General features: G+C 55.4%; 25 protein-coding genes and 1 tRNA gene. 15 read left to right on the top strand and 11 right to left on the bottom strand.

The features are described 5' to 3' along the window. Positions 1–110: 110 nt before the first annotated feature. The gene (gene zapE / locus MWH02_RS11015; RefSeq protein WP_271460639.1) at positions 111–1,238 is read right to left on the bottom strand and encodes a cell division protein ZapE; all 1,128 of its coding nucleotides are present in this window, start codon (positions 1,236–1,238) and stop codon (positions 111–113) included. A gap of 190 nt (positions 1,239–1,428) precedes the next feature. Here zapE and zapG point away from each other — a divergent pair, with 190 nt between their 5' ends. The 3 genes from zapG to degS all read left to right on the top strand — a co-directional run bounded on the left by zapG (position 1,429) and on the right by degS (position 4,474). After that, the gene (gene zapG / locus MWH02_RS11010) at positions 1,429–1,833 is read left to right on the top strand and encodes a Z-ring associated protein ZapG (protein WP_064737767.1); all 405 of its coding nucleotides are present in this window, start codon (positions 1,429–1,431) and stop codon (positions 1,831–1,833) included. Positions 1,834–1,937: 104 nt separating this feature from the next. Then, positions 1,938–3,308 (top strand): serine endoprotease DegQ, encoded by a 1,371-nt coding sequence (gene degQ / locus MWH02_RS11005; RefSeq protein ID WP_101762291.1) that lies wholly within the window; start codon positions 1,938–1,940, stop codon positions 3,306–3,308. Positions 3,309–3,394: 86 nt separating this feature from the next. Further along, entirely contained in the window at positions 3,395–4,474 is a 1,080-nt protein-coding gene (degS, locus tag MWH02_RS11000) for an outer membrane-stress sensor serine endopeptidase DegS (RefSeq protein WP_110868088.1), read from the top strand. A gap of 23 nt (positions 4,475–4,497) precedes the next feature. Here the strand turns inward: degS and epmA are convergent, their stop codons facing one another. Further along, complete coding sequence (gene epmA / locus MWH02_RS10995) at positions 4,498–5,475, bottom strand: elongation factor P--(R)-beta-lysine ligase (RefSeq protein ID WP_101762293.1); 978 nt, start codon at positions 5,473–5,475, stop codon at positions 4,498–4,500. 136 nt (positions 5,476–5,611) lie between these two features. Here epmA and MWH02_RS10990 point away from each other — a divergent pair, with 136 nt between their 5' ends. Then, the gene (locus MWH02_RS10990) at positions 5,612–6,136 is read left to right on the top strand and encodes a lipocalin family protein (protein WP_271460638.1); all 525 of its coding nucleotides are present in this window, start codon (positions 5,612–5,614) and stop codon (positions 6,134–6,136) included. Positions 6,137–6,175: 39 nt separating this feature from the next. On the opposite strand, the gene MWH02_RS10985 is transcribed toward MWH02_RS10990, so the two are convergent. Then, on the bottom strand, positions 6,176–6,310 hold the full coding sequence (locus tag MWH02_RS10985; RefSeq protein WP_007886592.1) for an entericidin A/B family lipoprotein: 135 nt from the start codon (positions 6,308–6,310) through the stop codon (positions 6,176–6,178). Between the two features lie 145 nt (positions 6,311–6,455). Then, positions 6,456–7,022 carry an elongation factor P gene (gene efp / locus MWH02_RS10980; RefSeq protein ID WP_034826669.1) on the bottom strand — a complete coding sequence of 189 codons (567 nt, stop codon included), beginning with the start codon at positions 7,020–7,022 and terminating at the stop codon, positions 6,456–6,458. A 42-nt stretch (positions 7,023–7,064) separates the two neighbouring features. Here efp and epmB point away from each other — a divergent pair, with 42 nt between their 5' ends. Further along, positions 7,065–8,093, top strand: a complete 1,029-nt coding sequence (epmB, locus tag MWH02_RS10975; protein ID WP_192235896.1) for an EF-P beta-lysylation protein EpmB — start codon at positions 7,065–7,067, stop codon at positions 8,091–8,093. Positions 8,094–8,130: 37 nt separating this feature from the next. Here epmB and MWH02_RS10970 read toward each other — a convergent pair whose 3' ends face one another. The 4 genes from MWH02_RS10970 to MWH02_RS10955 form a co-directional block, all read right to left on the bottom strand. Next, entirely contained in the window at positions 8,131–8,478 is a 348-nt protein-coding gene (locus MWH02_RS10970; RefSeq protein ID WP_008104416.1) for a DUF4156 domain-containing protein, read from the bottom strand. Positions 8,479–8,675: 197 nt separating this feature from the next. Beyond that, positions 8,676–10,328 carry a chaperonin GroEL gene (gene groL, locus MWH02_RS10965; protein ID WP_101762297.1) on the bottom strand — a complete coding sequence of 551 codons (1,653 nt, stop codon included), beginning with the start codon at positions 10,326–10,328 and terminating at the stop codon, positions 8,676–8,678. 46 nt (positions 10,329–10,374) lie between these two features. Continuing rightward, a complete protein-coding gene (locus tag MWH02_RS10960; RefSeq protein WP_101762298.1) occupies positions 10,375–10,668 on the bottom strand; it encodes a co-chaperone GroES in 294 nt (97 codons plus the stop codon). A 191-nt stretch (positions 10,669–10,859) separates the two neighbouring features. Then, entirely contained in the window at positions 10,860–11,312 is a 453-nt protein-coding gene (locus tag MWH02_RS10955) for an FxsA family protein (RefSeq protein ID WP_192236087.1), read from the bottom strand. A gap of 375 nt (positions 11,313–11,687) precedes the next feature. On the opposite strand from MWH02_RS10955, the gene aspA reads away from it, so the two are divergent. The 5 genes from aspA (at position 11,688) to MWH02_RS10930 (ending at position 17,156) form a co-directional block, all read left to right on the top strand. Further along, complete coding sequence (aspA, locus tag MWH02_RS10950) at positions 11,688–13,124, top strand: aspartate ammonia-lyase (protein WP_101762300.1); 1,437 nt, start codon at positions 11,688–11,690, stop codon at positions 13,122–13,124. 117 nt (positions 13,125–13,241) lie between these two features. Then, positions 13,242–14,543, top strand: a complete 1,302-nt coding sequence (locus MWH02_RS10945) for an anaerobic C4-dicarboxylate transporter (RefSeq protein ID WP_101762301.1) — start codon at positions 13,242–13,244, stop codon at positions 14,541–14,543. Positions 14,544–14,626: 83 nt separating this feature from the next. After that, positions 14,627–16,327: a protein-disulfide reductase DsbD gene (locus tag MWH02_RS10940; protein ID WP_271460637.1), complete on the top strand. Its 1,701-nt coding sequence runs from the start codon at positions 14,627–14,629 to the stop codon at positions 16,325–16,327. 66 nt (positions 16,328–16,393) lie between these two features. Further along, positions 16,394–16,972 (top strand): division control transcriptional repressor DicD, encoded by a 579-nt coding sequence (dicD, locus tag MWH02_RS10935; RefSeq protein WP_101762303.1) that lies wholly within the window; start codon positions 16,394–16,396, stop codon positions 16,970–16,972. Positions 16,973–17,080: 108 nt separating this feature from the next. Further along, positions 17,081–17,156, top strand: a tRNA-Phe gene (locus tag MWH02_RS10930). Between the two features lie 88 nt (positions 17,157–17,244). Here the strand turns inward: MWH02_RS10930 and MWH02_RS10925 are convergent. After that, positions 17,245–17,544 (bottom strand): helix-turn-helix domain-containing protein, encoded by a 300-nt coding sequence (locus tag MWH02_RS10925; protein ID WP_176970147.1) that lies wholly within the window; start codon positions 17,542–17,544, stop codon positions 17,245–17,247. Next, positions 17,531–17,896, bottom strand: a complete 366-nt coding sequence (locus MWH02_RS10920) for a type II toxin-antitoxin system RelE/ParE family toxin (RefSeq protein ID WP_192412568.1) — start codon at positions 17,894–17,896, stop codon at positions 17,531–17,533. Before MWH02_RS10920 ends, MWH02_RS10925 begins: the two co-directional genes overlap by 14 nt. A 461-nt stretch (positions 17,897–18,357) precedes the next feature. On the opposite strand from MWH02_RS10920, the gene MWH02_RS10915 reads away from it, so the two are divergent. Next, positions 18,358–19,053, top strand: coding sequence for an RraA family protein (locus MWH02_RS10915; RefSeq protein WP_101762304.1), 696 nt, complete (start codon positions 18,358–18,360; stop codon positions 19,051–19,053). A gap of 134 nt (positions 19,054–19,187) precedes the next feature. Here MWH02_RS10915 and MWH02_RS10910 read toward each other — a convergent pair whose 3' ends face one another. Beyond that, on the bottom strand, positions 19,188–20,108 hold the full coding sequence (locus MWH02_RS10910; protein WP_271460636.1) for a DMT family transporter: 921 nt from the start codon (positions 20,106–20,108) through the stop codon (positions 19,188–19,190). A gap of 270 nt (positions 20,109–20,378) precedes the next feature. On the opposite strand from MWH02_RS10910, the gene MWH02_RS10905 reads away from it, so the two are divergent. From MWH02_RS10905 to MWH02_RS10890, 4 genes are read left to right on the top strand one after another with little or no spacing between them, the layout of a single operon-like run. Next, positions 20,379–21,218 carry a transporter substrate-binding domain-containing protein gene (locus MWH02_RS10905; protein ID WP_271460635.1) on the top strand — a complete coding sequence of 280 codons (840 nt, stop codon included), beginning with the start codon at positions 20,379–20,381 and terminating at the stop codon, positions 21,216–21,218. Between the two features lie 2 nt (positions 21,219–21,220). Next, a complete protein-coding gene (gene pxpB / locus MWH02_RS10900; RefSeq protein WP_101762307.1) occupies positions 21,221–21,931 on the top strand; it encodes a 5-oxoprolinase subunit PxpB in 711 nt (236 codons plus the stop codon). Continuing rightward, positions 21,928–22,914, top strand: coding sequence for a 5-oxoprolinase subunit C family protein (locus tag MWH02_RS10895; protein WP_110868096.1), 987 nt, complete (start codon positions 21,928–21,930; stop codon positions 22,912–22,914). The genes pxpB and MWH02_RS10895 overlap by 4 nt, the downstream gene beginning before the upstream one ends. Before the next feature lie 20 nt (positions 22,915–22,934). After that, positions 22,935–23,705, top strand: coding sequence for a 5-oxoprolinase subunit PxpA (locus MWH02_RS10890; protein ID WP_271460634.1), 771 nt, complete (start codon positions 22,935–22,937; stop codon positions 23,703–23,705). The last annotated feature ends 143 nt before the right edge of the window (positions 23,706–23,848 follow it).

The raw sequence follows: 23,848 nt of genomic DNA, 5'->3' as shown, positions 1-23,848 counted from the left end.
TTCTTGGGAAAGAAAACCGATGCTGTAACGTGGGGTCGCAAGATTATAGAGAAGTCGAACTCAAAGATCGAACCTTTTTGCATCTAAAACCTACGATTTATGCCACGTCATCAGGGCAGATGCGGCAGACGCAAATACTCTTCGCTCTGCATCTCCTGCAAACGCGACAAGCAGCGCTGATACTCAAACTTCAAGCGTGTGCCCTGATAAATTTCAAACAGTGATGTTTCAGCCGCGACAACCAGTTTCACGTGGCGTTCGTAGAACTCATCGACCAACGCAAGGAAGCGGCGCGCCTGATCTTCGGTCTTATAAATCATCACCGGCACATCATACAGCAAGACGCTGTGAAAACGGCGCGAGAGCTCAATATAGTCGTGCTGACTGCGCCCTTCGCCGCACAGCGTCAGGAAATTGATCGCCAGCACGCCTTCATGCACGCCCAGCGTGGGCATCTGGCGATGGTTAATTTCCAGCACCGGCGCGTCTTCACGCGCTTTGCCGGACAGCGCGCGGAACATGCGCTCCATTTCGCTATGCGTGCCATCGTTGAGCGGGAAGTTCCACAAATGCGCCGACGTTAGTGTGCGCAAGCGGTAATCGATACCCGCGTCCACATTCATCACTTCACAATGACGCTTGATTTGTTCGATGGCAGGTAGGAAACGCGGGCGCTGCAGGCCGTTGCGATAGAGCTCATCCGGCGGAATGTTCGAGGTGGCTACCAGCGAGATGCCGCGCGCAAACAGCGCTTCCATCAGCGTGCCGAGCAGCATGGCGTCGGTGATATCCGAGACAAAAAACTCATCGAAACAGAGAATGTCAGTTTCCGCTTTAAAGCGATCGGCGACAATCAGCAGCGGATCGCTGTGGCCTTGCAGCTGCGTCAGTTCCTGATGGACACGTAGCATAAAGCGGTGGAAATGCAGGCGCAGCTTACGATCACCAGGAATTGACTGAAAAAACAGATCCATCACCCAGGTTTTACCGCGTCCCACACCGCCCCACATATACAGGCCGCGCACTGGCGCTTCGCGGGTGCTTTTCTCTTTATTCATTATCTTAGACAAGCGTCCAAACAGACCTTTGGCAGCCGGTTCAACCTGTTGCTGGCGGGCAATCAATCCTTGCTGGATGGTATCTAAGCGGGTAATCGCTTCTCGTTGTACGTCATCCGGGCGAAATTCGCCCTGCGACAGCGCCTGCTCGTAGCGTGCAAGCGGAGATGAGGTTTGCATGGTTCTCTCAGAATCCCTGAAAAAGTCCGATTCACGGGTCGGTTGACGAAAATTAGGCCGCTCTACACTAAGCGATGCAGCCCGATAGTTCCACTTCCAATAGATTATTGGGTATAGTGGCTGCTATTGAAGTTGATGTTGCAACAGAAGCAATGCCCTACGAAACAACGGAAATTACACGGGAGTCATTATGACCTGGGAATACGGGCTGATTGGTTTAGTGATTGGCATTATTGTCGGCGCAGTCGTCATGCGTTTTGGCAACAAGAAGCTGCGTGAGCAGCGTAGCATGCAGTATGAACTGGAAAAATCGAAGGCTGAGCTGGCGGATTACCGCGAGGAGCTCACCAACCACTTCGCCCGCAGCGCCGAGCTGCTGGACAATATGGCGCATGATTATCGCCAGCTGTATCAGCACATGGCGAAAGGGTCTAACGACCTGCTGCCAAATCTGCCCGGCGAGAAAAATCCGTTTGCCTACCAGTTAACGGAAGCCGAAGCGGATAACGATCAGGCGCCGGTGCAGATGCCGCGTGATTACTCTGAAGGCGCATCCGGCCTGTTACGTGGCAGCGACCGCGCTCCGCGTAATTAATCCTTTTGGGGCACAGCTTAGCTGTGCCCTTTTTGTTTTCGAACACAAACCACAAACTACTGTCACACTTCTTTTATCCCTTTCGCAGCGAGAGCGTTGTAGCAATGAAAAAACAAGCACGTCTGTTAAGCGCATTAGCCTTAGGTATCGGGATGAGTTTGGCTGCGGCGCCGAGTGCGCTGGCAACTCTTCCCGCCCAGATTCAGGGACAAGCATTGCCAAGCCTGGCACCGATGCTGGAAAAAGTTCTGCCCGCAGTAGTGAGCGTGCGTGTTGAAGGTACCGACAGCGGTCAGCAGGCGCAGGATATTCCTGAACCACTGAAGCGCTTTTTTGGTCAGGCACCGGGACAATCGCAGCCGCAGCCTTTTGAAGGTCTGGGTTCTGGCGTGATCATTGATGCCGCTAAAGGCTATATCCTCACCAATAACCATGTGGTCAGCAACGCCGATAAAATCAGCGTGCAGCTGGGTGACGGCAACGAATATGACGCTAAGTTAATTGGTCACGATGAACAAACCGACATCGCATTGATCCAGGTTGAAGGCGCGAAAAACCTGACGCAGGTGAAAATCGCCGACTCTGATTCGCTGAAAGTGGGTGATTTTGCCGTGGCCATCGGTAATCCGTTTGGTCTGGGTCAAACCGCCACGTCGGGCATCATCTCTGCGCTCGGTCGTAGCGGCCTGAATCTGGAAGGACTGGAAAACTTCATTCAGACCGATGCCGCGATTAACCGCGGTAACTCCGGTGGTGCGCTGGTGAACCTGAATGGTGAGTTGATTGGGATCAACACCGCGATTCTGGCCTCAAGCGGCGGCAACATCGGCATAGGCTTCGCCATTCCCGCCAACATGGCGATGAATCTGGCGCAGCAGCTGATTCAGTTCGGTGAAGTAAAGCGCGGTCAGCTTGGCATCAAAGGCACGGAAATGACCGCCGATATCGCCAAAGCGTTTAACGTTGATGCGCAGCGCGGCGCCTTTGTTTCGGAAGTGCTGCCGAAGTCAGCCGCCGAGAAAGCGGGCATCAAAGCCGGCGATATCATCACCTCCATCAATGATAAGCCAATCACCAGCTTTGCTGAGCTGCGTGTGAAAGTCGGCACCACGCCGCCGGGCCAGGATGTGAAAATCGGCCTGCTGCGTGAAGGCAAACCGGTCAACGTCACTGTCACGCTGGAACAGAGCGCGCAAACCACCGCCAGCGCGCAGCTGATGTCGCCTGCACTGCAAGGCGCAACGCTGAGCGACGGCGCGACCAAAACCGGTGATAAAGGCGTGAAAGTCGATGCCATTGAGAAAGGCACGCCAGCGGAGCAAGTCGGTTTGCAGAAAGATGATGTGATCATCGGCGTAAACCGCAATCGCGTCGCTTCTATTGCCGAAATGCGCAAAGTGCTGGAAGGCAAACCGCCGGTGCTGGCACTGAACGTGGTGCGCGGCGAAGAGACGATTTACCTGCTTCTGCGATAATCCTCGCAACAGGCGGACAAGCAGGTGTTTGTCCGCCTTTCTCATGCTATTCTGCCCTGCGATCTCACCTGGCTTGAAATAACACCATGTTTCTTAAACTTTTGCGTTCTGTGGTGATGGGCCTGATCGTGGCTGGCTTACTGCTCGTCGCGATCCCTGCGCTGCGTATGGGCAGCAACGTCACCTTTGATCAAGACAACAGCGACGATGAAGCACCCGTTAGTTTTAATCAGGGTGTGCGACGTGCCGTGCCCGCGGTCGTTAACGTCTATAACCGCAGCGCCCACGGCAACAATAATCGCGGCATCACGACGCTGGGTTCCGGCGTCATCATGAACGGCAAAGGCTACATCCTCACTAACAAACACGTGATTAATAACGCCGACCAAATCATCGTCGCGCTGCAGGATGGACGCTTCTTCGAAGCCACCTTAGTGGGTTCCGATGCCATGACCGATTTAGCGGTGCTGAAAATCAGCGCCTCCAACTTGCCGGTTATCCCCATCAACGCCAAACGTATCGCGCACATCGGCGACGTCGTCATGGCGATCGGCAACCCATACAACCTCGGCCAAACCGTGACGCAAGGCATCATCAGCGCCACCGGACGCGTGGGTCTGAGCTCATCCGGACGACAAAACTTCCTGCAGACCGATGCCTCGATCAATCAGGGCAACTCGGGCGGCGCATTGATTAACTCGCTGGGTGAACTGATGGGCATTAACACCCTGACGTTTGATAAAAGCAGCGATGGCGAAACGCCGGAAGGGATTGGTTTCGCCATTCCCACCGCGCTGGCGAGCAAAATCATGGATAAGCTGATTCGTGATGGTCGGGTGATTCGCGGCTACATCGGCATCACCGGGCGCGAACTGCCGCCGCTGCACGGCCAGGGAAGTAATCTTGATCGCGTGCAGGGCATTATCGTTAGCGACGTCACGCCTGGCGGCCCCGCCGATAGCGCCGGCATTCAGGCCAATGACGTGCTGCTGGAAGTGAATGGTAAACCGGCGCTCTCGGCGCAGGAAACCATGGATCAGGTGGCAGAAATTCGGCCGGGCTCGGTGATTGACGTGCAGATCTTGCGTAATGAAAAGAAAATGACCTTGCCGGTGACGATTCAGGAATTCCCGGAAGTGACCGCGCCCGCCACCACCACGCCATAAGGGCGCTTGCGCGCCCTGATGATTTAGCTGCGATCGACCGGGAAGGCGATCACTTCGCTTAGCGAGCTGGCTTTCAGCGCCAGCATGATCAAACGATCCACGCCCAACGCCACGCCAGAACAGGCAGGCATACCGTGCGCCAGCGCATCCAGCAGATAGGTATCGATAGGATGTTGCGGCAGGCCACGCGCAGCACGACGACGATTGTCCTGCTCAAAGCGCTGACGCTGCTCGCGGCTATCGGTTAATTCACGGAAACCGTTCGCCAGCTCAATCCCTTTGTAATAGACCTCAAAGCGCTCGGCGACGCGGTGATCTTCCGTACTGATCTCCGCCAGCGCGGCCTGCGTCGCAGGGAAATGGTAGACGAAGCACGGCTTATCGTTACCAATCTTCGGCTCAACGCCCAGCATAAACAGCAGCTGCAGCAGCGTATCGCGGTCTTCTTCACGATTGGCCAACTCGCCCTCGCCCAGCTTCTCCGCCACTTCGCGTAGCTGCGCTTTATCAGCCGATAACGGATCGACTTCCAGATGGCGGATAAACGCCTGCTGGTACGACAGAGATTCCGCGCTGTCGCACTCCAGCACCTGCTGCATCAAATCGTCCACCTCATTCATGAGGCGGTACATGTCGTAGTGCGGACGATACCACTCCAGCATGGTGAACTCGGGATTGTGGTGACGCCCGGCCTCCTCATTACGGAAGCTGCGACCCATCTGGTAAATCGGACCACTTCCGGCCGCCAGCAGGCGCTTCATGTGATATTCCGGACTGGTCATCAGCCACAGATCGCGCCCTTCGGCTGCGCCTGGCCCAACAAAACGCGTCTGGAACGGCACCAGATGGATGTCAGTGATGGTCGCCTGGCTCATCGCCGGCGTATCGACCTCCAGCACGCCGCGATCGGCAAAGAAACGACGTATTTCCGCCATGATAGCGGCGCGTTTCAACAAATTGGCAATGGGTGCGCTCGGCTGCCAGCTTGCCGTTTCGCTCATGTTGATGACTCCTCATACAGATAAGGGGTGGAAGTCTACCCGCAATGCCGATGGCAAACAACGGCAGCGGGCGCAGGCAGCAATTTGCTAGCGGGCAGCTATACTTAACCCATTAAAATCGTAGAGGAATCCCACAATGTCCCCATGGAAAACCCTGCTTGCCAGCCTGAGCGCTTTTCTCTCCGTTGCCTGCTCAACCGCGCCGCCTAAAGGTGTCACGGTAGTAGAAGGTTTCGACAGTCAGCGCTATCTCGGCCAATGGTATGAAATCGCCCGCCTCGATCACCGCTTTGAGCGCGGATTACAACAGGTTACCGCTAATTATAGTCCGCGCGAGGATGGCGGTTTGAAGGTGATCAATCGCGGCTACAATCAGCAGAAACAGCGCTGGCAAGAGAGCGTTGGCAAAGCCTACTTCACCGGCGATAAACAGCGCGCCGCGCTGAAAGTGTCGTTCTTTGGCCCGTTCTATGGCGGCTACAACGTGATCGCACTGGATCCTGACTATCGCTATGCGCTGGTGTGCGGGCCGAATCGTAGCTACTTGTGGATTCTGTCACGTACGCCGCAGCTGGATGAAAGGGTTAAGCAACGCCTGGTTGAACAGGCCAGAAGTGCCGGATTCCCGGTGGATGAGCTGATTTGGGTGGAGCAGAAATAAGGAGGACCGGTGCGAAAGTCGCTTTCGCACCGGACTATCTTACTGTGCGCTGCGCTGGATTGCCTTGCCGCCCGCCGAAACGTCTTCGCCAACACCACGCGTGGTGTTACAAGCGGTCAGAACGGATGAGAGCACCAGCACGGAAAAAATCGCGACAATACTTTTCTTTAACATAGCCATATCCTTTTTGGTTGCAGTAAAAGTACAGCTCTTAAAGCATAGTCTTGATCTGTAAAACTGCGGATTGGACGGATGAAAAAAGAGAAGGGAAACACACAGTGAGAAAAAAGGCGCATCAATGATGCGCCTGATTTGACGATTATTTTACGCGAGAAACGTATTCGCCAGAGCGGGTATCTACTTTTACTACTTCGCCAATCTGTACGAACAGTGGCACTTTGATTACCGCGCCAGTCGACAGCGTAGCGGGCTTACCGCCGGTACCTGCGGTATCACCCTTCAGGCCTGGATCGGTTTCGATAACTTCCGCTTCGATGAAGTTCGGTGGCTGAACAGCGATCGCTTTATCGTTCCACAGGGTAACGATACAATCCGCATTGTCCTGCAGCCACTTGGTCACGTCATCCAGCACTTTAGATTCGATCTGATACTGCTCGAAAGATTCTGGGTGCATGAAGTAGTAGAAGTCGCCGTCGTTGTAAGAGTATTGCAGCGTCATATCACGAACGTCTGCGCCTTCGGCAGAGTCAGTAGATTTGAAGGTCTTCTCAACGCGAGAACCGGTCAGCAGACGACGCATTTTAACGCGCGCAAATGCCTGGCCTTTACCCGGCTTAACGAACTCACTGGCTTCGATGGCATATGGCTCGCCTTCGAACATGATTTTAAGACCGGGACGGAAATCGTTGCTAAGATAAGTCGCCATAAAGGCCCTCTGTAAATATTGAACTGGTAAATAGCCAAAAAAATGGCACACATTGTAACCCTAAATCCCCCCGTCAGAGAAGATTGGTTGCAGCAACTAGCTGATGTTGTCACCGAACCTGCTGAATTACTGCAACTTTTATCTCTTGATCAGCATGCTGATCTGGCTGCAGGCGCGGATGCGCGCAAGCTTTTCGCCCTGCGCGTACCGCGCGCCTTCATCGCACGCATGAAAAAAGGCGACGCGACCGACCCGCTGCTGCTGCAAGTGCTCACCAGCCGTCAGGAATTTATCGATGCGCCAGGTTATAGCACCGATCCGCTGGATGAACAAAGCAGCGTGGTGCCGGGTTTACTGCATAAGTATAGAAACCGAGCGCTGCTGCTGGTAAAAGGCGGCTGTGCGGTCAACTGCCGCTACTGTTTCCGCCGCCATTTCCCCTATCAGGATAATCAGGGCAACAAGCGCAACTGGCAGGCAGCGATTGACTACATCGCCACGCATCCGGAACTGGACGAGATCATCTTCTCCGGCGGCGATCCGCTGATGGCGAAAGATCATGAACTGGCATGGCTGGTGGGCGCGCTGGAGAAAATCCCGCATCTCAAACGCCTGCGTATTCACAGCCGCTTGCCGGTGGTGATCCCGTCGCGTATCACCGAAAGCTTGTGTCAGATTCTGGCGGACACGCGCCTGCAGGTATTGATGGTGAGCCATATCAACCATGCGCAGGAAATTGATGATGAGCTGCGTTACGGCATGCAAATGCTGAAGCGTGCCGGCGTGACGCTGCTCAATCAGAGCGTGTTGCTGCGTGATGTGAATGATGATGCGCAGACGCTAGCGGATCTCAGTAATGCGCTGTTTGATGCTGGCATTCTGCCCTACTACCTGCACGTGCTGGATAAGGTGCAAGGCGCGGCGCACTTCTTTGTGTCAGATGAGGAAGCACGTGGGCTGATGCGCCAGCTGCTGCCGATGGTTTCCGGTTATATGGTGCCGAAACTGGCGCGCGAGATTGGCGGCGAGCCAAGCAAGACGCCGCTGGATTTGCAGCTGCGTCAGGCATAAAAAAAGCCGCATCAGCGGCTTTTTTTACAACTGCAACTTACGGGCACTTATACACCTGGCCGGTCATTTTGCTGTCGAGCGGTGCGAAAGCTGACAGCAGATTCTGCGTCGGGCTGGTGGCGCCATAAATCACGTTGCCGCCCATTTCTGCCGCGCGGTTGCGTAGGTCGTTAGCTGCGCCACGCAGTGAACTGCCTTCACCGCCTGAACCGCTCAGCCAGTTGCTCTGAGAGCCGGTAAGCGTTCCCAGCAGCTGACATTGACTTGCGGGTTGTTGGTCGACGAAGGTCACACGTTCGCCGCCAGCACTCAGTTGATTGGAGCTGCTACAGCCCGCCAGCAGTAAAGTTCCGACTGCCAGACCGAGCAAGAGGTTAATCCGCATTGTAATCCCCATTTATTATCATCAGTGTCGGGCGGCAGCGTAGCAGAAAAGCGCACTTTTTTTCTGAACATTCATTGCCCTAAACCCATAAAGCCGAAGTATTGCACCCTTACTTATACCTTGTTCCCCAGCAAAAGAAAAACCCCCGACCGTTTCCGATCGGGGGTTTTCCAGATGACTTAAGCAGTCAGGGGCAATTACATCATGCCGCCCATTCCGCCCATGCCACCCATACCGCCAGCGCCGCCTAAATCAGGTGCGTCGCTTTTTGGCAGGTCAGTCACCATCGCTTCGGTGGTGATCATCAGGCCCGCAACCGATGAAGCGTACTGCAGCGCAGAACGAGTCACTTTGGTTGGATCCAGGATACCGAAGTCGATCATGTTGCCGTACTCTTCAGTCTGCGCGTTGTAACCGTAGTTACCGTCGCCTGCTTTCACGTTGTTAGCAACAACTGAAGGCTCTTCGCCGGCGTTGGAAACGATCTGACGCAGTGGCGCTTCCATTGCGCGCAGCGCAACTTTGATACCCACGTTCTGATCTTCGTTATCGCCTTTCAGGCCAGATGCGGCGATTTTCGCTGCAACGCGAACCAGCGCCACACCACCACCGGCAACCACGCCTTCTTCGACCGCAGCACGGGTCGCGTGCAGGGCATCTTCAACGCGTGCTTTCTTCTCTTTCATTTCAACTTCAGTTGCTGCGCCCACTTTCAGCACGGCTACGCCGCCTGCCAGTTTCGCTACGCGCTCCTGCAGTTTCTCTTTGTCGTAATCAGAGGTTGCTTCTTCGATCTGCTGACGAATCTGCGTTACGCGGCCAGAGATAGCGCCTTGATCACCCACGCCATCGATGATGGTGGTGGTGTCTTTGTTGATCACAACGCGTTTTGCCTGACCCAGATCTTCCAGGGTGGCTTTCTCCAGCTCCATACCGATCTCTTCAGAGATCACGGTACCGCCGGTCAGGATAGCGATATCCTGCAGCATCGCTTTACGACGGTCGCCGAAGCCAGGTGCTTTAACCGCAGCTACTTTGACGATACCGCGCATGGTGTTCACCACCAGCGTTGCCAGGGCTTCACCTTCCACGTCTTCTGCAATGATCAGCAGTGGCTTACCGGCTTTCGCAACGGCTTCCAGCACGGGCAGCATTTCGCGGATGTTAGAGATTTTCTTGTCAGCCAGCAGGATGAACGGAGTTTCCAGCTCAACTGCGCCTGTTTCTGGCTTGTTGATGAAGTACGGAGACAGGTAGCCGCGGTCAAACTGCATACCTTCAACCACGTCCAGCTCGTCTTGCAGGCCGGTGCCTTCTTCAACGGTGATAACGCCTTCTTTGCCCACTTTGTCCATCGCGTCGGCAATCAGTTTGCCCACGGTTTCATCAGAGTTAGCAGAGATGGTACCAACCTGTGCAATCGCGCGTGAATCCTGGCAAGGCACAGACAGGGTTTTCAGTTCTTCAACGGCGGCGATAACGGCTTTATCGATACCGCGCTTCAGATCCATCGGGTTCATGCCCGCAGCGACGGCTTTCAGGCCTTCGGTGATGATGGCCTGAGCCAGTACAGTTGCGGTGGTGGTGCCGTCGCCTGCTGCGTCGTTCGCTTTAGAGGCCACTTCTTTCACCATCTGTGCGCCCATGTTTTCGAACTTGTCTTCCAGCTCGATTTCACGCGCAACAGAAACACCATCTTTGGTGATGGTCGGTGCACCAAAAGATTTATCCAGAACCACGTTACGGCCTTTCGGGCCCAGGGTAACTTTTACTGCATCTGCCAGTACGTTTACGCCACGCAGCATTTTTACGCGTGCGTCATTACCGAATTTTACGTCTTTAGCTGCCATTTCAAATATCCCTTAAATTCGTTTCGTTCAGTGAATTGCGCGTAAATTACGCTTCAACAACTGCCAGGATGTCGCTTTCGGAGATGATCAGAACTTCTTCGTTGTCGATTTTCTCGGTTTTAGCACCGTAGCCTTCGCTGAAAATCACCAGATCACCCACTTTTACGTCCAGTGGCTTAACTTCACCGTTTTCCAGGATGCGGCCTTTGCCAACAGCCAGGATTTCACCGCGGGTAGATTTACCGGCAGCTGAACCGGTCAGCACGATGCCGCCCGCTGATTTAGCTTCGACTTCTTTACGCTTGACGATAACGCGATCGTGCAATGGACGAATTTTCATTTGATAGCTCTCCTTTAGAAAGTCCAATCATTCATTTTTGGGGTTGAGCCGGACAGCAGGGCTTCCAGCCTCGTGCTGGAAGAGATAGGGGCAATAAGTGGGCTTTCAAGGGCAAAAAATATAAATATTTTCGTTTCTGCAACAGACGGCGAAAAAAGCAACAAAAAGGCGGCTTGCGCCGCCTTGATTATCTAGTGGTCTTTGTCATGACCTATTTGGTCCTGATCTTTGCGCTCATATTCACCGTCCACGGTGAAACCCGCATCCGGACCGGCGCCCGGTCCGCGCCATACGCGCAAGTGCGGCATCAGCTTCAACGTCAGATGCTTCTGCACCGGCGGCAACAGCAGCAGTAAACCGAGGAAGTCGGTGAAGAAACCGGGCAACAGCAGCAGGAAGCCGGAGATAATCAGCGAAACGCTTTTGGTCATCTCAGCCGCCGGGCTTTCGTTACGCGCCAGCTTCTCCTGCATCAAACGGAAGTTCTTCATGCCCTGATTTTTCACCAGCGACACACCAATACACGAGGTGAAGATCACCAATAGCATGGTGAGCAGCACGCCCAGCGCATGCGCGACCTGAATGAAGATTGAGATCTCAATCCAGGCCAAAACAAAAAAAATCACGAACGGTAACCAGCGCACCGAGTTCTCCTGTGAGTTGGAGCTGCCCCGCAAATGGCCAGGCAGCAGAAAGGGAGGGTCTGTATGACCGTATTGATAGAGATGGGCATTTGCACCGGCATTTTCAACCGATCCTGCCATTTTTTTACCACTGACTTAAAATTGCGAAGTACATCACATATCGTTATTACCGCTGGGCCTGCAAAAGCCCGTAAAGTGATCTGTGCACAAACAATTCTGTAACATCAGAATATGATCGTGCCCGTCAGTGCGAAGATGGATAATATGTCGGCGCTGACATTCCACGACAATATAATCGCTTCACCTGCACGTTGTTTGCCGCCCGTCCATCCCGACGCCCGGCAGTAACCAGGCAGCAATAACAAGAAGGTAATCATGGCGAACAACATTCGTATCGAAGAAGACCTGTTAGGCATGCGCGAAGTTCCGGCAGACGCTTACTACGGTGTTCATACTCTGCGTGCGATTGAAAACTTCTATATTAGTAATAACAAAATCAGCGACATACCGGAGTTTGTGCGCGGTATGGTGATGGTGAAGAAAGCAGCCGCGCTCGCCAACAAAGAGTTGCAGACCATTCCCCGCAATATCGCCAACACCATTATTCAGGCCTGTGATGAAGTGCTGAACAACGGTAAATGCATGGATCAGTTCCCAGTTGACGTCTATCAGGGCGGCGCGGGCACCTCGGTCAACATGAACACCAATGAAGTGCTGGCCAACATCGGCCTGGAGCTGATGGGCCACCAGAAAGGTGAATATCAGTACCTCAATCCCAACGATCACGTGAACAAGTGTCAGTCCACCAACGATGCTTATCCAACCGGTTTTCGTATCGCGGTGTACGCTTCGATCCTGAAACTGCTCGACGGCATCAATCAGCTGAGCGAAGGTTTCCAGCGCAAAGCGGTTGAATTCGAAAGCATTCTGAAAATGGGCCGTACTCAGCTGCAGGATGCGGTGCCGATGACGCTTGGCCAGGAGTTCCACGCGTTTAACGTGCTGCTGAATGAAGAGACTCGCAGCATTCTGCGCACCGCTGAACTGCTGCTGGAAGTGAACCTCGGCGCCACCGCCATCGGCACACGTCTCAATACGCCGGATGGCTATCAGCAGCTGGCGGTACAGCGTTTGGCGGAAGTGAGTAATCTGCCGGTGGTGCCTGCAGAAGATTTGATTGAAGCCACCTCCGACTGCGGCGCGTACGTGATGGTGCACTCGGCGCTGAAACGCCTGGCCGTGAAACTGTCGAAAATCTGTAACGACCTGCGCCTGCTCTCCTCCGGTCCGCGCGCCGGCCTGAATGAGATCAACCTGCCTGAACTGCAGGCCGGTTCATCAATCATGCCCGCCAAAGTCAATCCGGTGGTGCCAGAAGTGGTGAATCAGGTGTGCTTCAAAGTGATCGGCAATGACATCACCGTCACCATGGCGTCAGAAGCGGGTCAGCTGCAGCTCAACGTGATGGAGCCAGTGATTGGCCAGGCGCTGTTTGAATCGATCAGCATCCTGACTAACGCCTGCTTCAACCTGCTGGAAAAATGCGTCAACGGCATCACCGCCAACAAAGCGGTGTGTGAAGCTTACGTGTTCAACTCGATTGGTATCGTCACTTACCTCAACCCGTACATCGGCCATCACAACGGCGATATCGTCGGTAAGATTTGCGCCGAAACCGGTAAGAGCGTACGTGAAGTGGTGCTGGAGCGCGGCCTGCTAACGGAAACCGAACTGGATGACATTTTCTCCATTCAGAACCTGATGCATCCGGCGTACAAAGCCAAACGTTACACCGACGAAAACGAACAGTAATCCGTTCCGGATCAAGTTGCCAACAGCACGCCCGTATACAATGCGGCGTGCTTTTTTCATTTTGGTGGCTACAACTTTAAGAGTCGGGATTTCTCCGCGGCTCAGGGAGTGGAACGAATGGTAGTAGTGGAGTTGGTTATTGTCCTGCTGGCGATCTGGCTCGGTGCGCGTCTGGGCGGCATCGGTATTGGTTTCGCGGGGGGTTTAGGTGTGCTGGCGTTGACGCTGATTTGCGGCTTGAAACCCGGCGCGATTCCCTTTGATGTAATCGAAATTATCATGGCGGTGATTGCCGCAATTGCCGCGATGCAGATCGCCGGTGGTCTTGATTATCTGGTGGGATTGGCAGAACGCCTGCTGCGCCGCCATCCACGCTATGTCACCTTCCTTGCGCCGCTGGTCACCTATGTCATGACGCTGCTGGCCGGCACCGGTCACACCGCGTTCTCCACCTTGCCGGTGATTGCCGAAGTGGCGAAAGAGCAAGGCGTGCGTCCGTCGCGTCCGTTGTCGATTGCGGTCGTCGCCTCGCAGATTGCCATTACCGCCTCGCCGCTCTCGGCGGCGGTGGTATTCTTCGCTTCAATCCTGGAACCGCATGGCGTGAGTTATCTGGCGCTGCTGGGTGTGGCGATTCCCTCTACCATGGCAGCGATCTTCTGCGCCGCCATCATCACCAGTTTTCTCGGCAAGGAGCTCAGGGATGATGAGAAATATCAGGCGCGTTTAGCGAAAGGTGAAGTGAAACTGCGCGGTGAGCAGGTTTATGACATCAAACCGGGCGCGAAGCGTGCCGTATTGCTGTTCCTGATCGGCATCGCCGCCGTGGTGCTCTACGCCACCGCGATTAGCGACAGTGTTGGCCTGATCAGCAATCCCGTGCTGCCGCGCAACGAAGCCATCGTGGTGTTTATGCTGACCGTTGCCACGCTGATCTGCCTGACCTGTAAAGTCGATACCGGTGAAATCCTCAGCGCCAGCACCTTTAAATCGGGCATGAGCGCCTGTATCTGCGTGATGGGCGTGGCGTGGCTGGGCGATACCTTTGTCAAAGCGCACCTCAACGATATCCAGGCGTTAGCCGGTGACATGCTGCAAGGTTATCCGTGGATGCTGGCGCTGGTGCTGTTCTTCGCCGCCACGCTGCTCTATTCGCAAGCCGCCACCACCAAAGCGTTGATGCCTGCCGCGTTGATGCTGGGCGTCTCGCCGCTGGCCGCCGTCGCGTCCTTTGCGGCGGTTTCCGCGCTGTTCGTGCTGCCGACCTATCCTACGCTGCTGGCCGCGGTGGAAATGGATGACACCGGATCAACCCGTATCGGCAAGTTTGTGTTTAACCACTCCTTTATTATTCCGGGCGTGTTAGCGATTGCCTTCTCGGTGGCGTTTGGCTTCCTGTTTGGCAGCCTGATTCTGTAGCGCGGTTACATCCTGAAAACCTCGTGGCGAAGCGGTCGTGTTATTATCGCGGCCTATTCGCTACCGGAGCTCACTCATTCGCTATGGCTGCACGACTCTTTCGCCTTGCCGGCTTTTGCCTGGCGCTGGTTTTCTGCCTTTCGGCACAAGCCTCACTCTTCTCCCCGAACAACAACAGCCGCTTTGTGCCGGTTGATCAGGCGTTTGGCTTCGATTTCACTCAGCAAGGCAATCAGCTGACGCTCAGCTGGAAAGTGAAGGATGGCTACTATCTCTATCGCCAGCAAATCCACTTCACGCCGCAAAAAGCGCAAATTGCTCCACTCACGCTGCCGCCGGGCCAGCCGCATGAAGATGAGTTCTACGGCAAAAGTGAAATCTATCCGCAGGATCTGCAACTGCCGATCACGCTGCGCCAGGCCGCTGCTGGCGCGACCGTCACCGTGACCTATCAGGGCTGTGCGGCTGCGGGCTTCTGCTATCCGCCGGAAACCCGCGCGGTGCCGCTGAGCGCGGTTGCCGCCAATCAGGCTGCGCCTGCGGTCAGCGCGCAGCCCGCCAATCACAGCACGCCGCTGCCGTTTTCACCGCTTTGGGCGCTGCTGATTGGTATTGGCGTCGCTTTCACGCCGTGTGTGCTGCCGATGTATCCACTGATCTCCAGCATCATTTTAGGAGGCCCGCGCCGCTATTCGATGGGGCGATTGTTCGCGCTGGCGATGGTGTATGTGCAAGGTATGGCGCTGACGTACACCGTACTCGGCATGGTTGTGGCAGCGGCCGGATTACGCTTCCAGGCGGCGCTGCAACATCCTTACGTGCTGATTGGCTTGTCGGCGCTGTTTATCGTGCTGGCGCTGTCGATGTTTGGCCTGTTCTCGCTGCAATTGCCTGCCAGCCTGCAAACGCGCCTCACGCTGTGGAGCAATCGCCAGCAAGGTGGCTCGCTGCCGGGCGTCTTCATGATGGGTGCACTGGCCGGGTTGATCTGCTCGCCCTGCACCACCGCACCGCTCAGCGCCATTCTGCTGTACATCGCGCAGAGCGGTAATCTGTGGGCCGGAGCCGGCACGCTGTGGTTGTATGCCTTCGGCATGGGCCTGCCGCTGATTGCCGTGACGATGTTTGGCAACAAGCTGCTGCCAAAAAGTGGGCCGTGGATGCAAACCGTCAAAGAGGGTTTTGGCTTTGTGATTCTGGCGCTACCGGTATTCCTGCTGGAACGCGTGATTGGCGATCTGTGGGGCATCCGTCTGTGGAGCCTGCTTGGCGTGGCATTTTTTGCCTGGGCATTCAGCCTCAGCCTGCGCGCCAGCGGCAAATGGCGCGTGCTGCAAGTCATCATGCTTGCTGCCGCGCTGGTCAGTGCGCGCCCGCTACAGGATTGGGCGTTTGGCAGCAGCAACAGCGCGCAAGCCGTGGCGCATCTGCCGTTCCACACCATCAATAGCAGCGAGCAGCTCGACAGCGCGCTGCAGCAGGCGCAAGGCCGTATCACCATGATCGATCTCTACGCCGACTGGTGTGTGGCCTGCAAAGAGTTCGAGAAATACACCTTCAGCGATGAGGGCGTGCGTAACGCGCTAAGTCAGGTACAACTGCTGCAAGCCAATGTCACCGCCAATAACGCGCAGGACAACGCGCTGTTGCAGCATCTGCAGGTTTTAGGTTTGCCCACCATTCTGTTCTTCGATGCGCAAGGCAAAGAGATCCCCGATTCGCGCGTCACCGGCTTCCTCAACGCCGCCGATTTCCGCGCACATTTGCAGAATGTGTCACGTTAAACGACACTGTCAGCAGGACACTGCCCGTTCGTCCGCGAGCAGGCCCGCATTCCAGAGGAGAGTCACTTGCAACGTGAACAAATACTCGAGCATGCGTTGAATGTGCTCGAACAAAGTGGCCTGGCCGCCACCACTTCCCTAACTCAGCTGGCTGGTGCAACCGGTCTTGAAGCGGAACAACTCACGCGTTTCTGGCCCGATCGTGATGCTTTGCTGTATGACGCGCTGCGCTATCACGGCCAGCAGATTGACAGCTGGCGTCGTCAGGTGCAGCTTGATGAACACCTCAGCGCCGAACAAAAGCTGTTAGCCCGCTACGAAGTGCTGAGTGAGCACGTCAGCAAAGGTCGTTTTCCCGGCTGCCTGTTTATCGCCGCCTGCAGCTTCTATCCGCAACCCGATCAGCCGGTGCATCAGCTAGCCGAACAGCAAAAGCGCAGTTCGTGGCAATTCACCCATGAAATTCTGGTCGATTTAGCGCTGGATAATCCCAGCATGGTGGCCGATCAGATGGAGCTGATTCTGGAAGGTTGTCTGAGCAAACTGCTGGTGAAACGCAACGTACAGGATGTCGCGACGGCGCGGCGTCTGGCGGAAGATGTACTTGGTATCGCGCTGTGCCGCAAAAATGGTGCGCTGGCGTAGCCTTTTTGTTCACCTTGTCTGAAAAGCAAGCAATCAATCACGATTGCACCGCTTTTTTGACGAAAGCCGTTGACGGCTGTAAGCCATTAGGGTTTAATGCGCCCCGTTGCCCGGATAGCTCAGTCGGTAGAGCAGGGGATTGAAAATCCCCGTGTCCGTGGTTCGATTCCGCGTCCGGGCACCAACATTCTGAAAACCCAGCTTATGGCTGGGTTTTTGCTTTTCTGCGTTCTGAAAAAGATGCCAGTTTCTCACCGACATCTTCCCCCACATCAGATCTGAAATATCCGACCATCTCCGGTGGGAAGTTCAACATTCAGACTCAACTTACCGCCTAACGCTTCTACATATTTTTTCAGGCTGGAAAGTTTTATCTCGTCACCTCGCGCCTCAATCGCTGCGATAGCAGGTTGCGAGATACCCATCTTTTCAGCCAGCTGCACCTGTGAAAGTTCCAGCTCCTCACGCAACTGACGCAGGCGGATCTCCAGAATTTTTTGGTCTGCCTTATTTTTAATGCGCTCTTGGGACTCAGGAGAACGCTGTGCGATCAGCTCTTCAAGTTTTGGCATTGGTTAATTCCTCCAGATGCTGCATGTACTCTTTATCGGCTAGTTTGATCATCGATTGGTAGAAACGCTTCTGATTCACTCCAGTTTTATCCCCCGCACACAGCACGATAGCTTTCCTTGCGGGATCAAACGCGAAAAATGCGCGAATAGGCCTTCCATTACTTTGGACGCGAAGTTCCTTCATGTTGGCAAAACGAGAACCGGTGACCGTATCGACATCCGGTCGCCCCAACATTGGGCCAAACACTTTCAGAACTTCGAGGCTCGACAACACATCTTCAACCATTTCATCATCTTGTTCTTGCAGCCATGCTGCAAAGAGCAAAGTAATTTCGACTTCCCAACTGTTCAAAATTGCCTCTCATAAACTGTAGTTTATATCGACACCATATAAACTAGAAGTTATATTTTGAGAGATGATTTTCATCATGATTTCTGCTTGCCGATGTACTGAACGTCTTAGATTTGAGAGACGCTTCTGAAAATAAATTAAAGACTCAGCTAATACTTTTAATCTATCTCCCCATAATAAAATCCAATAAAATTAATTATCAGTGAGTTAAATTCATCCGAAATAGTAATTCGTGATCCTGTCTCGGTTAGCCGTAACATCCCCTGCGTAACATCTGCGTAATCGCGTAAGCTTAATCACGTGCCAGTAATCATCCGATGATTCAGCTTGTTAGCTGAACACCCTATTCAATGAAGTAATGACTCATCAAAAACAAAAATAAAAATTCTTACTTTTACATTTAATTATTTATCCAGGAACACAACGCGATTAATTAAATCACTCCCTACAGGAAAATAACCATGAGCGCAGGAAACCGAATCTATTTACGTCGTCCCGCCGATGCCGAACCGCTGTTGGAAGCTTTTCGCCGGTTACCGGCTGCGGTGGTGGCGGATTGCATGAGCCGTTTGCCCGCCTTGTCGGCCGAGATCAGCCTGAAAACCGCTCCGCGCCAACCGATCATGTGTGGCCTGGCGGTGACGGTTAAAGCGCGTTCCGGTGACAACCTGATGCTGCACAAAGCGCTGGATATGGCGGGCCGAAACGATGTGATTATTCTGTCGAACGAGGGCGATCGCAGTCAGTCGCTGATGGGCGAAGTGATGGCGACCTATGCCAGACAGCGCGGTATGGAAGGCATTGTGCTGGACGGACCGGTCCGCGATATCGAAGGGTTGTCACGCATGGACTTCCCCATCTACGCCGCCGGTCACACGCCGGGCGGCCCGTTCAAGGATGGTCCGGGCGAGATCAACGTGCCAATTGCCTGCGGTAAAATTCACGTTTCACCGGGCGATATCGTGCTGGGCGATGCGGATGGTGTGATTGTGATTCCTCGCCAGGATGCCGCACGCATTCTCGAAGCGGCGCAGGCGTATTTAATCGTTGATGAACACAACTTCGAGCTGGCGAAAACCGGCTCACTCGAACGCAGCTGGCTGGATGAGACGCTGCGCACCAAGCAGGTTGAAATCATTGATGATGTGTTTCGTTAGAAACAAAACCGCGCGATAAATCGCGCCGCTACCGATGCGTGCACCTATGTGTAGCGGCGCAATTCATTGCGCGATAAATCGCGCCGCTACGGATGCGTACACCTATTTGTCGCAGCGCAAATTATTGCGCAACGCTAAGGCGTACTGCTCACCATCGCCAGTTTGCGCTGGCGATTCTCACGCCACACCGCAAATATCCCGGCCAGCGCTACAATCGATGCGCCCAGCAAGGTGGTGCTGCCCGGCAGGCTGTTCAGGAACAAATAACCAATCAGCATCGACCACACCAGCGTGGTGTAATCGAACGGTGCCAGCAGTGACGCATCGGCGTAACGCAGGCTCAGCGTCACCAGAATCTGCGCCAGACCGCCAAACAGGCCGCAGCCCACCAGCAACAGCAGCTGTACCGCGCTGGGTTTGCTCCAGCCAAACAGCGCCGTCGCCAGGCCAATTACGGTAGTCATCAGTGAGAAATAGAACACGATCGCGCCCGGCTTCTCGATGCCGTTGAGGAAGCGAATTTGCACGTTAGAAGTCGCGGAGCACAGCGCCGCCAGCAACGCACATGCCACACCAATACTCGTCGTCGCGTTGCTGGCCCCATAGGAAAACAGCGCGCCGCTGGTGCTCAGGCTGGAAGAGAGCATGATCAAAATGCCGGATAATCCCACCACCACGGCGACCCAACGCGAAACCCGCACCCGCTCTTTCAGCAGCATCGCCGCCATGATCACGGTAAACAGCGGCGCCGCATAACTCAGCGCGGTGGCATCGGCCAGCGAAATATAGACCAGCGCCAGATAGTTAAAATACATGCCGCCGGTGCCGGAGAAGCCGCGAATAAAGTGACCAAACAGGTTACGCGTCTTGAGATTGTCCAGCACGTTGCCCTGCATTTTCAGCCAAATCAGCAGCGGCAACAGCGCGATAAAACTGCGGAAAAAAATCACTTCGCCGGTGGGAATGGCGCCGTTCAGCCCCTTCACACACGCCAGCATCAAGGTGGCGCACAGCGCGGCCAGTATCTTCAGTAACACGCCTAATCGGGCATTCATGCTTTTTCACTTCTCTCTACCACATGCAATCGGCGGGACTGCCGAGAGGACTTGCAATCAGCCTGGCGAGAAAAGTGTGCGCTGGATAACACTTTTTTGCTCTGCCCGAATAGAAAGAACTTATGCGCCGCTTAGCCATATTTTTTTGCTATTGCACGACAGGGTTTCCCTCTTTTTCGTCTGAAAACAAAGCCGATATAGTCCAGAAAAACGAGAACGCAGGCGCTCCGTCCCGGTGACGCCGTGGTATTCATCATTGAGGAAGTTCACATGACCATGAAAAGACGTACCACCATCGGGCTGGCACTGCTGCCGCTGCTGGCTATTTCGGCTGCTCATGCCGACATGATGGCCAACATCAAATCCAGCGGCGAGCTAAAGTGCGCGGTCTATTCGGACGTGCCGCCCTTCTCTTCTCCGGATCCGAAAACACGTCAGCTGGCGGGCATGGATATCGATCTGTGTAACGCGCTGGCGAAGCAGATGAACGTCAAACTGACGCTGGTGCCCACCTCGGTGGAAGCGCGTATTGCGGTGATTGCTACCGGCCGCGCCGACGTACTGATCGCCAATCTGGCCTACACCAAAACCCGCGGCAACCAGATTCAATTCAGCGATCCCTATTACGTCGCCAAGGAGATGCTGCTGGTCAAAGCACCGCTGGCCGACAAGCCGCTGAGCTATTTCAAGGGCAAACGCATCAGCGCCACTAAAGGCACCACTTCTGAGCAATCAATCCATATCCAAGGCGGCAAAGCGGTGACCTTCCAGGATTCAGCCTCCGCGTTCCTCGCGCTGGAGCAGAACAAATCGGTGGGCTTCGTCACCAACACCATGACCGGCATCAAAACCATTTCGCAGGCAAAAAAAGACGGCATCAATCTGGCGATGATCAAAGAACCGATGGCGCTGGAGCCGATTGGTGTCGGCATGAAGCGTGATGAACCGGCGTTGCTGGCCAGCGTCAACAGCAGCCTGAGGGCGATGGACGATGACGGCACCATCGACAAAATCTGGGATACGTGGATTGGACCCAACACCGAATACAAAATGGTGCGCGAAGAGCGCGTACAGCCGCTCTCCAGTCTGAAATTTGAACCGCTGGAATAACCATGCCCGTGAAGTCGCACTCTGCTCTCCAGCCTGCCAGCGTTCCCGCACTGGCTTGCTCCTCTGCTATCAAGCTCTCCACCATCGGCGCACGCGCGTGGCTGGTGGAAGCGCCAGGCGGTTTCGATCTCCCGGCGCAGCGCCGCATCTGGTCGCTGGCGCGCCTGCTGCATGCCGATGAAGCGATTGAAGCGCTGATCCCCGGCGTCACCAATCTGCTGGTACTGTTCCGCCATATTCCAGCTGATGAAATCGCCGTGCGCATGCAGCTGCATGCCGCATGGGATCAGGCGCAGGCGATCAGTCCGCAGGGCAAACTGATTGAAATTCCGGTGCATTACGGCGGAGAACACGCCACCGATCTCGAGGCGGTGTGCCGCCATACCGGTTTGAGCCCACGCGAGGTGGTGCGTCTGCACCATCAAAGCGAATACACGGTGTTTGCATTGGGCAGCGCGCCGGGCTTCGGTTATCTGCACGGTCTCGATCCGCTGCTGGCGACACCGCGCAAGAAAGTGCCGTCGCTTAGCATGTTGAAAGGAACCGTCACCATCGGTGGCGCGCAAGCGGGCGTTTCGGCGCTGACCGGCCCGAACGGCTGGAACGCGATTGGTTTTGCCGAGCTGGCGGTGTTTGACCCGCTGGCCGCATCGCCCGCGCTGATGGCACCGGGCGATCGCATCCGTTTTCTGCCGCAGAGGATTGAGCTGTGATTGAGATCGAACAGAGCGGTGCGCTCAACACGGTGCAGGATTTAGGTCGCTTCAACTATCGCCACATCGGTGTATCGGTGAGCGGTGCGATGGATCCGCTGGCGCTGCGTGCCGGTAATTTACTCCTCGGCAACGACGAAAATGCGGCGGCAATTGAAGTGCAGCTGTTCCCGTTCCGCGTGCGATTTTTGCAAAACAGCAGCATCGCGGTGACCGGCGCGGATTGCCGCGCCACGCTGGATGGCACGCCGCTGCCGCCGTGGTGGGGCTGCGGCGTGCGTGCCGGGCAAGTGCTGGAGCTGCGTTATCCGCGCAGCGGCGCGCGTGGCTATCTGTGTGTTGCTGGCGGCATTGATGTGCCGCTGGTGCTTGGCTCGCGCAGTACCGCGCTGCGCGGTGGCTTCGGCGGCGTTGAAGGACGTCCGTTGCAGCGTGGCGATCGGCTGGCGCTCGGCGAAAATCGCGGCCCGGCACTTCCACACAGCGGCATCGGCATTGAACCGCCAGACAGCGCATTACACGCCATTTTTCCCCGCAACAGCGCCGGAGACATTCAGCTGCGCGCCATTCCCTCCGGCGAATACCCGCTGTTTGCCGCCGATGCCGCGCGCTTCTGGCAGCAATCCTGGCAGGTATCAAATCAAAGCAATCGCACCGGCTATCGGCTGTCAGGCGATCCGATCTTCCCCTCTGAAACCGTTGAGATGCGATCGTACGGGCTGATCCCCGGCATTGTGCAGGTGCCGCCGGGGGGGGAACCGATCATCCAGCTAAGCGATGCCAATACCGCCGGCGGTTATCCGAAGATCGCTGGCGTGATCGAGCAGGATCTGTGGCGGCTTGGGCAAGTGCTGCCGGGCCAGTCGATCCAGCTGATCCACAGCGATGTGCGTGAAGCGATCGCCATCGAACAGGAAGTGGCGCGCTGGCTGAGCCGTTTGCGCTTTAGCTGCCAGCCACTGCGTAAAGCGCTTACCGTTTAATCCGCACAAGGAAACCAGACATGAAGATTGATGTGAATTCCGATATGGGCGAAGGCTTCGGCGTTTACCAACTGTGCGATGACGCCGCGCTAATGAAAGTGGTGTCATCCGCCAATATCGCCTGTGGTTTCCACGCTGGCGATCCGGCGATCATGACCAACATGGTGCGGCTGGCGAAGGCACATGGCGTGGGCATTGGCGCGCATCCCGGCTTGCCGGATCGCCAGGGTTTTGGCCGCCGCGAACTGCCGTTTAGCGCCGAAGAGATTTGTCAGCAGGTGGCCTATCAGCTCGGCGCGCTGACGGCGATTGCCCGCGCGGAAGGCACCCACGTTTCCCACTTCAGTTTCCACGCCGCGATGGGCAACATCGTCAACCGCGATGCCGACCTGGCGCAACAGGTGATGGAGTTAGTGGCGCGCATCAATAGCGAGCTGATCATCTTCGCCCAGCCCGATACGATCATTGAAGTCGCGGCGCAGGCGGCTGGCCTGAAAACGCTGACGCTGTTCCTGGCCGACCGCGCCTATGACGCGCAAGGCCGTCTGGTGCCGCGCGGCATTGCCGGTGCGGTGATCAACGAGGAAAGCGCGCTGCGCGCCCGCGTGCGCCAGTTTTTGCAGCACGGCACGGTGACGACGATTGAAGGTGAAGAGATTGCGGTGCGTGCGCGCTCGATTCTGGTTCACAGCGACACGCCAGGCTCCCTGGCGCTCGCCACCATTGTGCGCAGCGAAATCGAAGCCAGCGGCCATCAGGTCGCCCCGGCGGCGGAGGTTATCGCGCAATAAAACTTTTTCACTCTCAATCGCACCGTTTAATCGCAGTGCGATTGAGCGTTTATCTCGCTATAAAGCAACTATTTACGCCATCACATTGTGCATAAAAAACACAATAAAGTAGTTGCCCATCCTGATTATTTACCACAGAATTC

Source organism: Pantoea leporis, assembly GCF_028048155.1.
GTDB classification, from domain to species: Bacteria; Pseudomonadota; Gammaproteobacteria; order Enterobacterales; family Enterobacteriaceae; genus Pantoea; species Pantoea leporis.
Note: the sequence above shows the minus strand (reverse complement) of the source record. Positions and strands in the feature narration are given on the sequence as shown.

What these genes read in the sequence shown, in the direction of transcription:
- zapE (WP_271460639.1), bottom strand. Translation starts at nt 1,238, where the DNA reads ATGCAAACCTCATCTCCGCTTGCACGCTACGAGCAGGCGCTGTCGCAG.
- zapG (WP_064737767.1), top strand. Translation starts at nt 1,429, where the DNA reads ATGACCTGGGAATACGGGCTGATTGGTTTAGTGATTGGCATTATTGTC.
- degQ (WP_101762291.1), top strand. Translation starts at nt 1,938, where the DNA reads ATGAAAAAACAAGCACGTCTGTTAAGCGCATTAGCCTTAGGTATCGGG.
- degS (WP_110868088.1), top strand. Translation starts at nt 3,395, where the DNA reads ATGTTTCTTAAACTTTTGCGTTCTGTGGTGATGGGCCTGATCGTGGCT.
- epmA (WP_101762293.1), bottom strand. Translation starts at nt 5,475, where the DNA reads ATGAGCGAAACGGCAAGCTGGCAGCCGAGCGCACCCATTGCCAATTTG.
- MWH02_RS10990 (WP_271460638.1), top strand. Translation starts at nt 5,612, where the DNA reads ATGTCCCCATGGAAAACCCTGCTTGCCAGCCTGAGCGCTTTTCTCTCC.
- MWH02_RS10985 (WP_007886592.1), bottom strand. Translation starts at nt 6,310, where the DNA reads ATGTTAAAGAAAAGTATTGTCGCGATTTTTTCCGTGCTGGTGCTCTCA.
- efp (WP_034826669.1), bottom strand. Translation starts at nt 7,022, where the DNA reads ATGGCGACTTATCTTAGCAACGATTTCCGTCCCGGTCTTAAAATCATG.
- epmB (WP_192235896.1), top strand. Translation starts at nt 7,065, where the DNA reads ATGGCACACATTGTAACCCTAAATCCCCCCGTCAGAGAAGATTGGTTG.
- MWH02_RS10970 (WP_008104416.1), bottom strand. Translation starts at nt 8,478, where the DNA reads ATGCGGATTAACCTCTTGCTCGGTCTGGCAGTCGGAACTTTACTGCTG.
- groL (WP_101762297.1), bottom strand. Translation starts at nt 10,328, where the DNA reads ATGGCAGCTAAAGACGTAAAATTCGGTAATGACGCACGCGTAAAAATG.
- MWH02_RS10960 (WP_101762298.1), bottom strand. Translation starts at nt 10,668, where the DNA reads ATGAAAATTCGTCCATTGCACGATCGCGTTATCGTCAAGCGTAAAGAA.
- aspA (WP_101762300.1), top strand. Translation starts at nt 11,688, where the DNA reads ATGGCGAACAACATTCGTATCGAAGAAGACCTGTTAGGCATGCGCGAA.
- MWH02_RS10945 (WP_101762301.1), top strand. Translation starts at nt 13,242, where the DNA reads ATGGTAGTAGTGGAGTTGGTTATTGTCCTGCTGGCGATCTGGCTCGGT.
- MWH02_RS10940 (WP_271460637.1), top strand. Translation starts at nt 14,627, where the DNA reads ATGGCTGCACGACTCTTTCGCCTTGCCGGCTTTTGCCTGGCGCTGGTT.
- MWH02_RS10925 (WP_176970147.1), bottom strand. Translation starts at nt 17,544, where the DNA reads ATGCCAAAACTTGAAGAGCTGATCGCACAGCGTTCTCCTGAGTCCCAA.
- MWH02_RS10915 (WP_101762304.1), top strand. Translation starts at nt 18,358, where the DNA reads ATGAGCGCAGGAAACCGAATCTATTTACGTCGTCCCGCCGATGCCGAA.
- MWH02_RS10910 (WP_271460636.1), bottom strand. Translation starts at nt 20,108, where the DNA reads ATGAATGCCCGATTAGGCGTGTTACTGAAGATACTGGCCGCGCTGTGC.
- MWH02_RS10905 (WP_271460635.1), top strand. Translation starts at nt 20,379, where the DNA reads ATGACCATGAAAAGACGTACCACCATCGGGCTGGCACTGCTGCCGCTG.
- pxpB (WP_101762307.1), top strand. Translation starts at nt 21,221, where the DNA reads ATGCCCGTGAAGTCGCACTCTGCTCTCCAGCCTGCCAGCGTTCCCGCA.
- MWH02_RS10890 (WP_271460634.1), top strand. Translation starts at nt 22,935, where the DNA reads ATGAAGATTGATGTGAATTCCGATATGGGCGAAGGCTTCGGCGTTTAC.